Here is a 17281-nt window from a genome sequence, read left to right on the forward strand (position 1 = left end):
TTACTGGAATAAGTACATATTCACTACAGAATGGAATAACAACACGACATTCGACGCAGTGTTTTTTCGATCAAGATTACATAATCAGGCCATTAAATAGAGTTTAATTTCATTTTTTTGCGATAAGCATCAAATTATATCAAGATAAGCAAAAATTTTATTAGAAAGTTAATATGTATTAAGGTGTAACAATTAAATAACAGTTCAACACCACTACAACGTAGATAAGATCGGTGAAACAATGAACAAAATTAAGCAAAGTAATACTATCTCATTATCAGCTCCGCGAAAAAAAACACAGGGAACGGCTTTCTCAATACTTGGTGCGATCAGCTTATCATCCGTGCAAAATGCGCAGATTCATCTTTTTGTATTTTTGTTTGCTGTAGCTACAAGCACGATTATTGGTGGACCAATCGGTGATAAGATTGGTCGTAAATATATCATCTGGGGATCTATTCTGGGTGTTGCTCCATTTACTCTGTTATTACCTTATGTATCGCTATTCTGGACAAGCGCTCTCAACGTCATTATAGGTCTGATACTGGCATCTGCATTTTCTGCCATTCTGGTCTATGCACAAGAACTGATCCCCCGGTAAGACAGGCATGGTTGCGGGCTTATTCTTTGGTCTGGCATTTGGTATGGGAAGCATCGGGGCCGCGCTACTTGGCTATGTAGCAGATAAAACTAGCATAGAATTGGTTTACAAAATTTGTGCTTTTTTACCACTTCTTGGTATTTTTACCTTATTCTTGCCAAATATGGAAAAGAAGAATGAAAAAAATAGTACAAGATACTAAAAAATATTATTTTATTAATATCACTTCTCTTTGTAAACATGAGTAAATAATGAAAAGATCTACATAAAATACCATTACAATAATATTTATGTAGATCATCTGCATTTCTCTATAAAAGAATATTTTTCAAGCAATTATCTTAAATTATTTGTAAAATAAATTATTACCTCACCTAATAATACAATCTATAACAATCTAGCCTAGAAGGAGCCTTGATGGAGCATTCGACACCTCTAATCACGACTATTGTTGGCGGTTTTCTTCTCGCCTATCTGCTCGGTATGTTTGCACAGCGCCTGAGAATCTCGCCTTTAGTAGGTTATCTTATGGCAGGTGTACTTGCCGGGCCTTTTACACCTGGTTTTGTTGCCGATACTTCTCTGGCACCCGAACTTTCAGAAATTGGCGTGATCTTACTGATGTTTGGTGTCGGCCTGCATTTTTCACTCAAAGACTTATTAGCCGTAAAATCAATTGCAATCCCAGGTGCTATTGCGCAGATTGCTGTTGCAACTGTTCTGGGAGTCGGCTTATCAAAACTACTTGGTTGGGGACTATACAGTGGAATTGTCTTTGGCCTCTGTTTGTCAACCGCGAGTACCGTCGTACTTCTCAGAGCAGTGGAAGAACGTCAACTCATTGATAGCCAACGAGGTAAGATTGCGATTGGTTGGTTAATTGTTGAAGATCTGGCAATGGTACTAACTCTGGTATTACTACCCGCATCTGCTAGTATTTTAGATAACCAGAATGCAGATATAGGCCAGTTACTGCTCGGACTGACTATTACCATTGGCAAAGTTGTCGTCTTTATTTTATTGATGATTTTCGTCGGCCGCCGTCTTATCCCTTGGCTGTTAGCGAGAACAGCCGGTACAGGCTCCCGTGAATTATTTACCCTTGCAGTTCTTACCATCGCATTAGGGGTCGCCTATGGTGCCGTGACGCTGTTTGATGCCTCGTTTGCATTAGGAGCATTTTTTGCCGGCATGGTGCTGAATGAATCAGAATTGAGTCATCGTGCGGCGCAAGATACTTTGCCTCTCAGAGACGCTTTTGCAGTTCTATTCTTTGTGTCCGTAGGCATGTTGTTTGATCCAATGATCCTCTTACAACAGCCAATTGCCATTTTAGGAACCCTTGCCATTATCATTATTGGCAAATCAGCCGCCGCCATGTTGTTGGTCAAGATCTTTGGTCATTCGCGACGTACTGCGCTGACAATTTCCGTCAGCCTGGCCCAAATTGGCGAGTTTGCCTTTATTCTGGCAGGGCTCGGAGTAACTTTAGGTATGTTGGATGAAGATGCTCGCAATCTTATACTTGCCGGAGCCATTCTTTCTATTATGTTAAATCCAGTTTTATTCAGTCTGCTGGATCGTTATCTGGAAAAAACAGAAACCATTGAAGAGCAGCTATTGGAAGAAACATTAGAAGAAGAAACTCAGATCCCTGTCAATATTTGTGGTCATGCCATTGTCGTGGGATATGGCCGGGTTGGTCGTCTGCTTTGCCAACATCTACAAGAAAGAAATTTTCCACTGGTAGCCATTGAAGATACACGTGCCGGATTTGAAGAGTTAGGAGAGGCTGGTATCAGTGCCGTAATGGGTAATGCGGCCAAGAAAGATATCATGACATTAGCAAGACTGGATTGCGCTTGTACACTATTCCTGACCATTCCAAATGGTTATGAAGCAGGTAAAATTGTTGAAAATGCGCGGGAAATGAGACCAGATATCAATATCATTGTCCGTGCTCATTATGACGATGAAGTCACTTACATTACAGAACGCGGTGCCAATCACATCATTATTGGCGAACATGAAATCGCCAAAACGATGGCTAATGTACTACCGGAAAATGATGAAGGTTGCCCAATAACTCCACCATCACTTTCACCAACCAATCCATCAGCGGCATAACTATTAGCGATATGGAGTATCCCGATAAAACTAACGGGATACTCCCGAACAATAATTGTCAACGTTCCCAGTACGCTTCTTCCAGGCTATCTTCTTTTTCTGGTAATCCACGAGTCAAGCGCGGAGCATGCTGGCTCAATACCTGATAACTCACTCTGTTCGCATACTTACATACCTGAGCTAAAGAAGAATATGTCAAGTAAGAGCGCATATGTTTGCTGGAATTCGGGACATTCATGCGGTGATAACTATTGGCCGTAATATCATGCAGCAACGCAGACAGTGCACCATCTCCTGCCCCATTAGTGTTCATAATCTTCTCAGGCCCTCCCATATATGGCTCAATATGAGAATAGATCCGCATTGGATTCTGGCAATCAGCCTGACGCATCGCGCGGCTAAACTCAAAACGATTAAACTCAGCAATTGCGCCCGGCAATAATGGATGTGAAGTCTGACGCTTATGCTCTTCTTCAGTGTAACCCGCCATATACAATCCGGCCGGTCCGGCAGTACACAATACAAGATCCACCCAATTCAATACTCTATCTGCCGCCAGCAGGGGATCACTAAAACCAGTCAGTTCCTGAGCTTCATCCTCATTCATAGCTACTACAGAAACGTGCTCTGACAGGAAATCACGCCACCATTGAGGATCATCAGCAATGACGTATTTAGTTCCTAATGTCAGTACAACAGGGACATTATACTTTTTCGCATATTCGATGGCTTTCATCGTCGCTTCCGGCATAGGTTCACCTGGCTTACAACGTACCAAATAGGCTGTAATGACCAACGCCGATGCTTCAGCAATAATATGTTCAGGAATATTTTCTGGACTGAGTTGATTCATTAGTCCTGGGCTGATAGCGAATGTTCTTTCACCATTTTCAGTTATTAAAGTGAAACAACGACCAATTGGACCATTAACGCCCTGAAGATGATTTAAATCCATACGACTGGAAGTATTGCAGAGATAGCAATAGGCATAACTGCCGATTTGGATGTTATTACACATAGTACCAAGCAATACGGATTTATCATCCGCTAAAACAGAGTAATTGTGCAAAGTATTACCGATAGTTCCACCTGCAAACTCATGGCTAATCAAGTTATTTTCTGCTAACTCATTGTAGAGTGCCTCAGCCACATCATCCTCAATGACTAGTGAATGCCCTTGGCTCAGGTTATAACGTTGAATAAAACTTTCATCCACTTTTGCTTCAATATCTACCAATATTTGGTCAATACCAACAATATAGGCTCGATTACTTTCAGTATCCATCATCTCTTTGATGGGCTGGAGTAGAGGATCTTTGAGGCTGACAGGAAAATAGTGTTTAGATTTACGCTTACCGGGGAATTTCATAGTTGATTGCTGCTATAGAGCCAAAACATGCGGCATATTAGCATAATCCCGTTTGGCACAATACCACAGCGAAACAAAAAAACCGGGTGTTCATAAATGGTATCCATAAAAGAAAAGCGGCCAATGTTATTACAACATTGGCCGCTAAAATTACGATGATTATCAGCCTCTAACAAGGCATCAGCTTATAAAATATATTAAGCTGTCTGCTGCTTCTGACGGCTACGCACCGTATGGCGCATCAGGACAAACATAATGGACAGAATAAAGCCAATAAAACCAATACCAACCAGAATCAACAGACGTTTAGGTGAATCTTTCGTGGTTGGCTCATAAGGCTCCTGCATATATCTGAATGGCTGGAAATCAAGTTTATCAATATTGACAGTTTCCAGATTTTTGATATACAAAAGACGGTTACGCAAATCTGCATCTATCGTTGTTGAATCGGTAATTCCTTCAGTAATCTGCAACTTTCGTTGCAACGCATCGGAACCTAATGCAATTGAATAATCGGGATCATCCTTAATGATAGCACCACCATTAGAGACCGGTTTTTTGATACCCGCAGAGTTGGCGATGGAAATCGCATACTTCAATCGTTCAATATCCGTAGCACGCATATTTGTGATACGGGCTAAATCAATCTCATAGAGTTTTTTCGAGTAAGCCAGCTTCTGACGCACTGTATCATTCAGTTCATCTTTCACCTGATCCCGCACAACTGCGGAGACAAATTTGATATAGCCAGATAACAGTTTGTAAGAATCTTCCGCCGTACCGGCACTAAAAGAGAGCGTTGTTTCATAAAACTCGTCATCTTTATCTTTTTTAGGCACGGAAGAGGAAATATTTTTATTTACAATCTGTTCGATCAAACTTCTTTTGCTCTGGGCAGTAATTTCATCTTTATTAGCAAGCAGTGCTTTGAAATAATCAGTATCCACCAAATATTCTTCACGTAATACACGTGAATTATAGTTTTCAACAAAACGCTTATATAACGATTCTTCTGTCAGGTTTGATTCGAGATTAAGAACATGCAACTCTGTTAATGCGTTCTTTAATGGCTGAAACTCTTCCAGCCCTGGTTGCACCACCGCAGCCGTACTGGTCCATTTTTGTGGCAAGAATGATGCAACACCAAAGCCAATGACGGCAAATACAAAGGATACTGCAATAATCAAATATTTTGATTGAAAGATTACGGAGAACAATTCAAACAGATCAATTTCATCTTCTTGCCTTGAATGATAATCTGCATGCCCCTCATAAAAATCTGCGTGCTTAACTGGTTTATTACTCATTATCTACATTTCCAATCCAAAATAATTTTGCTTCTCAATTGTTGCCCGCCGAGTTTCTACTCCATACTCACGGAATTCGTTGATTTTGAAGCAATATCCTTAAAAAATCACACAACTCGCAAAACATATGCTGGTTAACTATAGGCAAAAATATCCGTATCTACTAAGGTCTTGCCAACATGGAGTTCGATAACAATCCATGATTGCCAACAATTCATTATCTGGCGATGTTATTGACCAATTGCTCGAACAGCGAAATGTGTGCCTCATTATCGTTAAGTGCAGGTATATATTCAAACTTTTTTCCACCTGCGCCCAAAAAAACAACTTTATTCTGTTGCTTAATTTCTTCCAATGTCTCAAGACAATCAGATGCAAACCCCGGACATAGTACCTGAACATGTTTTACACCTTGTTTTGGCAGCGATGCCATTGTCTTATCCGTGAAGGGGGTCAACCATGGCAAACGACCAAAACGTGATTGGTAGGTCATCATAATTCTATCTGCCGGATAATCCAACACTTGCGACAAAAACTCAGTTGTTGCCAGGCAATCTTTTGGATAAATATCCCCCATCTTAACTAAACGTTCAGGAATGCCATGGTAAGAAAGAATAAGGCGGTCGGGCTGACCATGCTTTTCAAAACTTTGCTCTACTGTTTCCTTCAGCGCAGCAATGTAAGCAGGGTGCCTTGCATAACCACGGATAAAATTCAAATGAGGAATGGTACGATATCCCTGCAATATTTTGCTGATACTGTCAAATACAGCTGCCGATGTTGTACTGGAATATTGGGGATAAAGAGGAAGTATGATGAAATGATCAATACCTTGCTGTAACAAAGTATCTACTGCCTGAGGTAAAGAAGGTGAACCATAAGTCATCCCCAGAACCACAGGAATATTACCCAGCTTTTCACTCAATCGTTTTTGTTGGCGAATACTATAAGCCAGTAAAGGAGAGCCCTCTTCTGTCCAGATTTCCTCGTATAGTTTAGCGACACGGGAAGAACGGAAGGGAAGAATAACACCGTGTAAGAATGGCTTCCAAATCAACGCAGGGATATCTACCACCCGTCGGTCACTTAGGAATTTCGCCAAATAACGTCTGATTGCTGCTGGTGTAGGCTCATCTGGCGTGCCAAGATTGACCAATATAACACCATAATTGCGATTACTCATTCCTCAACACTCCATCAAAATGACTGGTAATCAAAAATAAAACACTATGATAGTCACATATTACATTTTATGGAGCGAGAGTTTCATGGTATGTGAGGTAAAAGTCAGGCGGCATTCACACCGCCTGCTCTAACTGTTTAGAATTAAAATGAATCAAGAACCGACTGTATAATTAGCCCAGGATTCTGGCTAATTCTTCACTGACTTCAGATACCTGACGGGTTCCATCAAGTTTGAAGTATTTTGTATTACCGTCCTGAGCTTCTTGTTGGTAATAAGAAACCAAAGGGGCTGTTTGTGCATGGTATTCAACCAGGCGTTTACGAACTGTATCTTCCTGATCGTCTTTACGAACAGTCAATTCTTCGCCTGTAATATCGTCGTGGTTTTCCACTTTTGGTGGATTAAATTTGATATGGTAAACACGGCCTGATGGTGCATGTACACGACGACCAATAATGCGTTCAACGATAATGTCGTCTGGAACACCAAATTCCAGCACATAATCAACCTTGATACCCGCTTCTTTCATAGCATCAGCCTGAGGAATGGTACGTGGGAACCCATCCAACAAGAACCCATTACGGCAATCATCTTGTTTGATACGCTCTTTAACCAAGGCAATCACCAGCTCGTCAGTGACCAGTTTGCCATTATCCATCAATTCCTTTGCTTTCAAACCTAACTCGGTACCTGCCTTTACTGCGGCACGCAACATGTCACCTGTCGAAATCTGGGGGATCCCAAATTTCTCCATGATAAATTGCGCCTGAGTCCCCTTACCGGCGCCTGGCGCGCCCAGCAGAATAATACGCATCGCGTAAATCCCCTTGCTATTTGCTTTTCGTATTTTTAAAAGAAAACGAACCACCATACCATTGGAATGGGGGATGGCTCAAGAAAACAGGTAAACGTTTTCGCATTAATCAAAAAATAAACCACGCTCAATTTTCGGTTGAAGCGTGGTTTATTGCCATAATTTCAATGAAATTATGCTTGTTCAGCGGATAATAATTGATTCATACGACGAATGAATTGGTTTGGATCTTCCAATGTGCCACGTTCGGCAAACAATGCCTGATCCAGCAATAATTCTATCCAGTCAGCAAACTGAGTATCATCCTGAATGTCAGCCGCTCTTTTCACCAGGTTATGCTCCGGGTTCAGTTCAAAATTATAACTAACTTCTGGCACTGACTGACCTGCTGCTGCAAACAGTTTTGCCATTTGAGTCGTCATTCCGTTGGCATCGGTGGTGACTATCGCCGGAGTATCAGTCAATCGATGAGTCAATTTAACTTCTTTCACACGCTCACCAAGCAGTGTCTTCACGCGTTCAACGAATGGTTCTAGTTTTTTATCTTCTTCTTCCTGCTCGGCTTTGTTCTCATCAGCCAGTTTATCAAGGGATTCATCAGCCTTACTGACTGATTGGAATGATTTACCATCGAACTCAGTCAGATAGCTCATCATCCATTCATCGATGCGGTCGGACAACAACAGAACTTCAATGCCTTTCTTACGGAACAGTTCCAGATGTGGGCTATTCTTCGCCGCAGCATAACTATCAGCCGTAATGTAGTAAATCTTCTCCTGACCTTCAGCCATGCGGCTAACGTATTCTTCCAGAGAAACAGTTTGTGAAGAGCTGTCATTGTGAGTGGTGGCAAAACGCAGTAACTTAGCGATAGCTTCTCTGTTTCCACCATCTTCAGCGGGGCCTTCTTTCAACACCAGACCAAACTGCTGCCAGAAAGTTTGGTATTTCTCTGCGTCATCTTTTGCCAGTTTATCCAGCATTTGCAATACGCGTTTAGTCAATGCACTACGCAGATTACGGGTGATGGAACTATCTTGCAGAATTTCACGGGAAACGTTCAATGGCAGATCGTTAGAATCAATTAGGCCACGGACAAAACGCAGATAATTTGGCATGAATTGTTCAGCTTCATCCATGATGAATACACGCTGCACATACAGTTTCAAACCATGTTTATGTTCACGGTTCCACAAATCCCACGGAGCTTGAGAAGGGATATACAGTAAGCTGGTATATTCCTGCTTACCTTCAACACGATTGTGGCTCCAGCTTAGAGGATCAGCGAAATCATGGGAGATATGTTTATAGAATTCTTTATACTCATCATCGCTGATTTCAGCTTTACCACGAGTCCACAAGGCTTGAGCTTTATTGATTTTTTCCCATGCGACAGTAACTGAATCGTCTTCTTCGTTTTTAGTTTGGGTTTCAATTTCAACAGGTAAAGCAATGTGATCAGAGTATTTGCCAATGATAGAACGTAGACGCCAGTCGTTAAGGAACTCGTTTTCCCCCTCGCGCAGATGCAAGGTAATTTCTGTACCACGATCTGTCTTTTCAATATCTGCAACTGTGTAATCACCTTCACCGGTCGATTCCCAGAATACACCTTGTTCTGCCTTCGCACCTGCTGCACGGGTACGTACGGTCACTTTATCAGCAACAATAAAGGAAGAATAAAAACCAACACCAAATTGTCCAATCAACTGGCTATCTTTAGCCTGGTCAGAGCCGATAGATTCAAGAAATGCCTTAGTACCGGATTTTGCAATCGTTCCCAGATTATCGATCACTTCATCACGGGTCATACCAATACCATTATCGCTAATGGTGATAGTTTTCTTCTCTTGATCTAAAGCCAGACGAACACGTAGCTCAGCATCATTCTCGTACAATTCAGGCGCAGATAATGCTCGAAAGCGTAATTTATCAGCAGCATCTGATGCGTTTGAAATCAGTTCACGGAGAAAAATTTCTTTATTGGAATAGAGAGAGTGGATCATCAACTGCAATAATTGTTTAACTTCAGACTGAAATCCACGGGTTTCCTGATCTTTCATGCTCATTTATTACCTCAATCTAAATCCAGTTCAGATATGTAAAATCGGAAGATGGTAATCAGATGGGGATAAAACCTGAAAGTTTCAAGCTCAGATAACAAGAAGAATGTGAAATTAATTATATAACTCAGTAAAAACAATAAGTTAAATAAAGCATTATGGATGGTGGCGTTCTCTGCAACACCACCCATTGGAATTTCCCATTAAAAATAATGAGAGAGCAATCACAAATCAGTAATTTTCTGCCGGCCAGCAAGAGAATGGGACAGTGTTGTTCCATCTACCATTTCGAGTTCCCCCCCAACGGGAACACCATGAGCAATACGACTGGCAGTCACACCATATTGTGAGCACATTTCCGCAATATAGTTTGCCGTTGCCTCTCCTTCGACAGTCGGGTTGGTTGCCAGAATAATTTCTGACAGAGTTTCAGAAGACAAACGCTCTTCCAAGCGATCCAACCCAATATCCATTGGACCAATACCATCCAACGGCGATAAATGCCCCATAAGGACAAAATAACGCCCTGCAAATTGACCGGTCTGTTCAATTGCGTGGATATCCGCGGGGCTTTCCACCACGCAGATTTGACCATTTTGCTGGCGACGGGGATTGGCACAAATTGTGCATTGTTCCTGCTCTGTAAATGTCCGGCAGTCCTGACAATGACCAATTTCAGACATGGCGCGCGTCAATGCTTGCGCAAGCCGCATACCGCCACTGCGATCCCGTTGTAAAAGATGAAACGCCATTCGTTGTGCCGATTTAGGACCTACGCCCGGTAAGCAACGCAATGCTTCCATCAAGGATTCAAGAAGAGGACTGGTTTGCATCAGAAAGGCATCTTAAAGCCAGGTGGCAATTGCATTCCACTGGAAACACTGGCCATTTTTTCTTTTTGAGTTTCTTCAATACGGCGGGCCGCATCATTGAATGCCGCAGCAATCAAATCTTCCAACATATCCTTATCATCATCCATCAGGCTTGGATCGATTTCGATTCGACGGCAGTTATGTGCACCATTAATGGTAACTTTCACCAGACCAGCACCAGATTCACCGGTCACTTCCAGATTTGCAATTTCTTCCTGCATTTTCTGCATTTTTTCTTGCATCTGCTGGGCCTGTTTCATCAAATTGCCCAAACCACCTTTACCAAACATAATTTTCTCTCTTTGCTGTAGACACAGTATAAATACACACTGCGGGGTTAAACAGGCCGGATACTTTCTTCATCCAATTCTGCATCGAATAACTGCTGAAGTGTTTGAATCGTTCTATCCGAAATAATGGATTGGCGAGCTTGTGCCAATTTTTCTTCATAAATCGCTTGTCGCCACTCCAACGGTGTTTTTACCGCTGGATTATCATCTTCAATGATACTGAGTTCAATAGGTTTACCATGTAATTCACTCAATGCTTCAGTTAACGTTTTCTGTGCTGATGCTGAATTAAGATGACGTTGTTTTGAACGTAAATGAAGGCAGAACTGGCTTTCGTTAATCTGCTCTTTAAATGCATTCAATGCCACCTGTTGAACCAGTTTTGGAATATTTAAGTTATCAATTTCAGCGGTCCATGGATCTCTTTGCTTAGATTCAACAGCCAACTTTTCCACCAATTCTGGTGTCTTTTCATATTCAAGCGCTGATTTGATCGCTTTTGGTGTTGTAGCAACTGGTTTTTTTTCAATATTTTTAGCGCGCCAGCGATAAGCTTCTTGTTTTACAAGTTTAGATTTCCGCGCCTCGGGAATAAAAGATTGCGGCCGCTGTTCAGCCACCGTCACCAATCGCTCCAATGCCGAACTTGCCGACTTCGCCTTCACAGACGCTGCCGGCTCAGCCTTTTTTGGAGGATCGTTTCCTTGGCGAGAAAGCAGATTCCTCGCTTGCAGTAATTTTGCTGTCGGACTGTCAGCTACCGATTCTGCCTCTGATGTCTGAGGCATTTTTTGTTCAGTAGATTTTTTACTAACAATATTGTCAGGGACAACATGATTGTCAGGCACAATATGGTCAGGTACAGAATTATTTTGCCCAGAATTATTAAGTTTGGATTGAGCTATAAGACGCTGCTGTGCAGGTGTTGATGCTGCAATAGCCGATGCAGTAGGCATTTCTACATTATGGGATTCCGGCATTTCCTCAATAACTGTTTTGGGATGAAACGCCAAAGCACGCAATAATGCCATTTCAACTCCCATTCTACGCTCCGGCGCATAGGGGAGATCTTTACGACCAACCAATAAAGCCTGGTAATAGAGTTGTAAATCACTAGGTGAAATTGATTTCGCCAGCAATCGCAAACGCCCTTCTGTTGAAGACGATTCTATATCTGATCGCTGAGGCAGCAATTGGATCATGGCTATGCGATGTAACAACGATAACATCTCGACCAGGAGATTTTCCCAATCCATACCACGTGCTGCAACCTGATCAACCAGAGCCATAAGCACCTGCCCATCAGCACGAACTAGCGCTTCTATCATTTCCAGAGGCTGTTCATCATCCAGCGTGCCTAGCATCTGGCTGACAATCTCTGCTGTCAGTTTTCCTCCACCGAGAGCAATGGCCTGATCGGCCAGACTTAATGCATCACGCATACTGCCATCCGCCGCACGAGCCAATAGCTGACGGGCCCGAGCTTCGCTCTCTATTTGTTCGGCCTTAAGTACATGCTCCAATTGGCCACTGATTTGATTAACATCCAGTGCCTTCAAATGAAATTGCAAACAACGTGAAAGAATAGTTACCGGCAATTTCTGCGGATCAGTCGTTGCCAACAGAAATTTCACATGTTCTGGCGGTTCTTCCAATGTCTTGAGTAAGGCATTGAAGCTATGACGTGACAGCATGTGAACTTCGTCAATAAGATAAACTTTGAAACGCCCTCTGGCAGGCGCATACTGCACGTTATCCAGCAATTCACGAGTATCTTCTACTTTTGTTCGCGAAGCAGCGTCAATTTCTATCAGATCAACAAATCGTCCCTGCTCAATTTCAAGGCAGTTTGTACACTGACCACAAGGGGTTTTTGTGATACCTGTTTCACAATTCAGCCCCTTTGCTAACAGACGCGCAATAGTTGTTTTTCCCACACCACGAGTGCCGGAAAAAAGATAAGCATGATGGAGGCGCTGGTGTTCAAGACCATTAGCCAATGCAGTCAACACATGTTGCTGACCAATCACATCAGAAAATATTTGTGGGCGCCACTTACGGGCAAGTACCTGATAGCTCATGAATACCGAGGAGATTGAACACGACTGTCTATTATGCTAGCACAGCCTCACCATGGACGGCGAGGCTGAAGTATCAATTATACAAAAATCAGAACAATCAGTGTCCAGGAAACTCGACGAGAATGTAGCTGTCAACACCCTGATTTTTCAAACGCTCTGCACCACCCAAATCAGGTAAGCCAATGATAAAAGCTGCTTCAGAAACCTCGCCACCAAGACGGCGGATTAAGCGAACTGTTGCTTCGATTGTACCACCAGTTGCAAGCAGGTCATCAATAACGAGAACTTTATCTTCGGCTTTGATACTGTCTTTATGAATTTCTAATGTATCAGTGCCATATTCCAGATCATAAGTTTCACTTAATATTTCTCTGGGTAATTTTCCTTTTTTACGGACAGGAACAAACCCCACTCCCAAACGCAGTGCTACAGGTGCTCCAAACAAAAAACCACGCGCTTCAGTACCGACAATTTTGGTGATACCTTTTCCCTCAAAATGAGCGACCAATAAATCAATCGTCGCCTGGTATGCAGCAGGATTATCCAATAGCGTAGTAATATCACGGAAAAGTATGCCTGCTTTGGGATAATCAGGTATTGTTTCAATACTATCTTTAATAAATTGCAGTTTTTGTGCGTTAGCGGTCATAATTAATGCCAGCCAGTTAAAAAAATGAAAGCGCTAAAATCTATGAAAACTACCGGAAAAAAGCAACAACAAAGCACGTTGCTGATTATATTTGTTGATATGTATCAAACTTAACCTCTATGACGTTCGGCATCGTTGTTAAACATAACTTTGATGATCGGATGGCATAGAATTTAACAAGAAGATTATTGACTATAACGGGATACTGATGGGTATACAAAATTTATTAGATGTGCTTGAAAAACAAATCAGTATGCTGGCAACCGAGTTAACTTCCCTGCCAGATACCCCATTTTCAATTGCTCGTTTTGATCAGGCTTTATTTCATCACCACAGCAATAAACTCAGTGGATATATGCAGGAAATTAACCAGAATATGGTTCAGTTAAGACATTGTGTCAGAAACAATCGCACTGTACAGGTCAAGTTTCTTTCTGAACGTTTAGTAATACAAATTGAAGCTCTAAAAAGAGAATTATCCACCCAATCACTGCGCAGGCAAGAAGATCAGTTTGATCGACAGTCACAAGAGCGAGATCTTTACCAACGTTTAGCCGAACATCAAGATTATGAACGCCGTTTAATGGCAATGATTGATGATCGTGAGTTACAACTAAATCAACAAGTTGTATTAGCAAATAAATATAAACTGCAAAAAGAAATCGCCGCTCTGGCAGGAAGGCTTGCTCGTTGCCGTCAGGCATTGATGCGTATAGAAAAAGCGATAGAAAAGCAGGAACATTCAGATTAATTAGAGGAATAATCGTGATGGTTTTCGAAAATGCACCCGCTGAAGTTAAACTTGCAGTAGATCTTATTTATCTACTCGAATGCAATGAAATTTCCCCTGAAATCGCATTAGCTGCATTAGAAATCGTTAAACATGACTTTCAAGGGAAACTAAAACAAGAGTCTCAACAATCTGAGAGAAATGCCTGATAAACAATCATCAGGCATATTTTTTTAAAGTCATTTTTTTAAAATCATTCCTTAAGGTAAGAGAGGCTTGTCGTCAGAGGCTGGATGTTCATCTGAATAACGTTGACCACTGCTCATGAAGGGCTGAGCCCCAGAATTTTGAACCATCGTCTTTTGAACTTCTTGCAGGCTATTTCCCTGTCCATTATGCAAATAGACTTCCAACTGATTGAACGCAATATTGATATCATTTTCCCGGCACAATTTATCTATACTGCGGTTAACTTCATCAACCGTGCGACTGCGATCACCTAATTCCCGCACATATAACCTTAATTCATGATCCAGTGTGCTAGCCCCGAAACTCATGAAATAAACCTGAGGTTCTGGTTCGTTCATGACGCGGGGGTTACTTTTCGCCGCCTGTAACATCACTTCTTTCACCTTATCGAGATCAGAACCATATGCAACACCCACCTTAATGATAATACGGGTGATTGTGTCAGAAAGTGTCCAGTTAATCAGGCGCTCTGTAACAAATGCCCGATTAGGAATAATGACCTCTTTACGATCAAAATCAGTAATTGTTGTTGCACGAATACGGATTTTACTGACTGAACCAGAATATGTTCCTATAGTAACGGTATCGCCGATACGAACAGGACGTTCAAACAAGATAATCAAACCTGAAACGAAATTGGCAAAGATTTCCTGTAATCCAAATCCCAACCCCACCGAAAGTGCTGCTGCCAGCCACTGTAATTTATTCCATGAAACACCCAGTGTTGCCAGTGCACTAATCCCCCCAACACCGATGATAAAATAAGTCAACGTTGTCTTAATGGCATAAGAAGAACCCTGTTGTAACTGTAAACGGGATAGTACCAATACTTCCAACAAACCCGGCAAGTTTCTCATCATGACCCATGAAATAACCAGCATAGCTATGGAAAGAGCCAAATCTTTCAAGGTGACGTGTTGCAGGACATTTCCTAGCTCTGTTGCCGTACTGTATTGCCACAGATTAATTCCATCAAGGTAAGAGAATACCGTCACCAAGTCAGACCAAGTCCAGTAAAATGCCATAAAAAAGATCAGAAACAGCACCATCGTGGTTAAACGTAATGATTGCTGATTAATGAGATCCAATGCCATTGGTGGTTCTTCCACCACTTCACCCTCTGCACCTTCTTTTGCCTGAGCCTGACGGCGGGCAACCGCCCGGCGATACGCAATACTACGTGCTGCAAGGCTTAATCCACGCAGACAGGACTGATAGCAAATATGCCAGAGAAGTAGCAGATAACCACTGTAAAGCCAGCGTTCAGATAAACGTAATGTCGTATAGAAGTAGCCGGATACCGTTAGCACAATGAGAACCAACGGGGCAAAAGTCAATGTTGTTACCACGATGGTTTGGATCATATGCGAACTTTTTTCACGCCATACTTGACGGCAGAATGGAAAAATAAAAATGAAAACAAAGAACAGACAAATCAGTACCGTACATTGACCAATAACATCATCAGATAACCGAAGTGGATGTTTAACGCCCAGGGTTACCCAAAACAGAAGCGGCAATAAAGCGAGTGACAATCTCGCGAGGTTTTTGCGAAATAGTGAACACAATTCTTTATTCAGTGAGAAATGCTGTTCTCCCAGCCCCCCTTTATCCAGAATTTGATAACTGCATCTATAGACAATCCAGAATAACGCCAATTGACGGGAAAATCCCCAAACCAACTCTCCTAACTCATCACCTGACTTCGAGTACCAGTAACCTATTGCCAGAATAATAAAAGCCAGAGGCAATGTCTTTATCAGCGTCAGAATCAAGGCCAGTGGAGTATGTAATTGACTATCCCTGCGTAGTTGCCCTACCTCAGCAGAAATTTTCTTTAGTTGCACATTAATACTTTTTGTCTGCCAGCGTAAAAACAGCCCTACAAGTAAAAGGGGAATAACAAAGTGAATGGAATTCTGCAACCCGGTGATAAGCCCGCTGATCGTAAAATGAATATTAAAATGCGTCAGCTCCTCATGAGCTAATGCTGGCAGTGATTTCAACCATGCCCAGTTCATAGGCTTATTGCTATTAACCCAGAAAATCTGCTGGACAAGCGTCTGTTCCAGCGATTGACTCACATCCAATAACTCCTGTTGATCCATCTGCAAATTAATAGCGTGTGTAATCTGCTGACCAAGCAAGTTATTCAGTTGGTTCAATAAATCCCGGCGGATCTCAAGCAATTGCTCTATCGCATTACGAATTTCCCCAACCATCTCTTGAGGCTCATTTTGTATCTCACTAACATGTTGGTTCAATAGTTGATTGATATAGTCATTAACCAAGTAAAGCTGATCACGTTGCTGAGCAATCTCAAACTGTTCTAACCGCAAGTCGGCAATTTTCGTTGGTAAGTCCTTTGTCAGGACATTTCGGGGTACTTTGAGCTGTTCCTGAAACAAAATGCGTGATAACAATAAGCTTCCACGTAACACTTTAACTTGCTCTTTCAAACCACGCTCAGATTGGATAGCTCTATCCAGAAAATTCTTTACCTGAATTTTTTTCTGCACTAGTTGGTTATTATCCCGTGTTGCCGCTACCAAACGTTCACTGAGATCTCGATTTATCTCGATTTCTTCCCTGACCAGCGGATTGGACTGAATATGGGGATTAGTATCATCTGAATTCTGCACCTCTTTGGCAGTTTCTTCCGAAACAATTAGGTGTCTTCCATTAACAATATCCTGAATTAACTGGACATACCGCTCCAATTGTTCAATTTGGAAAGAAGTGTAATCACGTTGAAGCTGTAAAAGCGTTTGTAATTGGGTATTGACTTGCAAGGACTCTTTTTGGTAGTCCTTTTGTTGCATCAAGAAAGATTGCTCTACCAATAATAATTCGATTTCGGTATGACGAACCTCAGACTGTTCCGTGATTGCGTTATTAAGCTGATTACGAATTTGCTGCAACCGTTGTACATTATGGTACAGC

General features: G+C 41.9%; 13 protein-coding genes and 1 pseudogene. 4 read left to right on the plus strand and 10 right to left on the minus strand.

Translation table 11 applies throughout. The features are described 5' to 3' along the window. Positions 1 to 340: 340 nt before the first annotated feature. Both AAC147_RS07750 and ybaL read left to right on the plus strand, forming a co-directional pair. Positions 341 to 803 (plus strand): annotated as a pseudogene (locus AAC147_RS07750) (MFS transporter); the annotation flags it as partial. A 215-nt stretch (positions 804 to 1018) separates the two neighbouring features. Beyond that, positions 1019 to 2728 (plus strand): YbaL family putative K(+) efflux transporter, encoded by a 1710-nt coding sequence (ybaL, locus tag AAC147_RS07755; RefSeq protein ID WP_047679969.1) that lies wholly within the window; start codon positions 1019 to 1021, stop codon positions 2726 to 2728. A gap of 58 nt (positions 2729 to 2786) precedes the next feature. Here ybaL and AAC147_RS07760 read toward each other — a convergent pair whose 3' ends face one another. The 9 genes from AAC147_RS07760 to apt all read right to left on the minus strand — a co-directional run bounded on the left by AAC147_RS07760 (position 2787) and on the right by apt (position 13359). After that, positions 2787 to 4097, minus strand: coding sequence for an inosine/guanosine kinase (locus AAC147_RS07760; protein WP_047679971.1), 1311 nt, complete (start codon positions 4095 to 4097; stop codon positions 2787 to 2789). A gap of 197 nt (positions 4098 to 4294) precedes the next feature. Then, a complete protein-coding gene (gene wzz(fepE), locus AAC147_RS07765; RefSeq protein WP_047679973.1) occupies positions 4295 to 5404 on the minus strand; it encodes an LPS O-antigen length regulator Wzz(fepE) in 1110 nt (369 codons plus the stop codon). Between the two features lie 217 nt (positions 5405 to 5621). After that, entirely contained in the window at positions 5622 to 6587 is a 966-nt protein-coding gene (hemH, locus tag AAC147_RS07770) for a ferrochelatase (protein ID WP_047679975.1), read from the minus strand. 172 nt (positions 6588 to 6759) lie between these two features. Then, complete coding sequence (adk, locus tag AAC147_RS07775; RefSeq protein ID WP_047679977.1) at positions 6760 to 7404, minus strand: adenylate kinase; 645 nt, start codon at positions 7402 to 7404, stop codon at positions 6760 to 6762. Between the two features lie 173 nt (positions 7405 to 7577). Further along, positions 7578 to 9467, minus strand: a complete 1890-nt coding sequence (gene htpG / locus AAC147_RS07780; protein ID WP_187649985.1) for a molecular chaperone HtpG — start codon at positions 9465 to 9467, stop codon at positions 7578 to 7580. 224 nt (positions 9468 to 9691) lie between these two features. Then, positions 9692 to 10300: a recombination mediator RecR gene (gene recR / locus AAC147_RS07785; RefSeq protein ID WP_038262276.1), complete on the minus strand. Its 609-nt coding sequence runs from the start codon at positions 10298 to 10300 to the stop codon at positions 9692 to 9694. Continuing rightward, positions 10300 to 10629, minus strand: a complete 330-nt coding sequence (locus AAC147_RS07790) for a YbaB/EbfC family nucleoid-associated protein (RefSeq protein ID WP_047679982.1) — start codon at positions 10627 to 10629, stop codon at positions 10300 to 10302. Before AAC147_RS07790 ends, recR begins: the two co-directional genes overlap by 1 nt. A 47-nt stretch (positions 10630 to 10676) precedes the next feature. Continuing rightward, the gene (gene dnaX / locus AAC147_RS07795) at positions 10677 to 12710 is read right to left on the minus strand and encodes a DNA polymerase III subunit gamma/tau (RefSeq protein WP_047679984.1); all 2034 of its coding nucleotides are present in this window, start codon (positions 12708 to 12710) and stop codon (positions 10677 to 10679) included. 97 nt (positions 12711 to 12807) lie between these two features. Beyond that, entirely contained in the window at positions 12808 to 13359 is a 552-nt protein-coding gene (apt, locus tag AAC147_RS07800) for an adenine phosphoribosyltransferase (RefSeq protein ID WP_047679986.1), read from the minus strand. A gap of 208 nt (positions 13360 to 13567) precedes the next feature. Between apt and priC the strand changes: the two genes are divergently transcribed. Both priC and rsmS read left to right on the plus strand, forming a co-directional pair. Beyond that, on the plus strand, positions 13568 to 14110 hold the full coding sequence (priC, locus tag AAC147_RS07805) for a primosomal replication protein PriC (protein ID WP_047679988.1): 543 nt from the start codon (positions 13568 to 13570) through the stop codon (positions 14108 to 14110). Positions 14111 to 14127: 17 nt separating this feature from the next. Next, positions 14128 to 14298, plus strand: coding sequence for a pleiotropic regulatory protein RsmS (gene rsmS, locus AAC147_RS07810; protein ID WP_072032492.1), 171 nt, complete (start codon positions 14128 to 14130; stop codon positions 14296 to 14298). A gap of 51 nt (positions 14299 to 14349) precedes the next feature. Here the strand turns inward: rsmS and mscK are convergent. Beyond that, the coding region (gene mscK / locus AAC147_RS07815) for a mechanosensitive channel MscK (protein WP_047679994.1) at positions 14350 to 17281 on the minus strand (2932 nt) is incomplete at its 5' end.

Source organism: Xenorhabdus sp. NBAII XenSa04 (genome assembly GCF_963866145.1).
In the GTDB taxonomy this organism is placed as follows: domain Bacteria; phylum Pseudomonadota; class Gammaproteobacteria; order Enterobacterales; family Enterobacteriaceae; genus Xenorhabdus; species Xenorhabdus indica.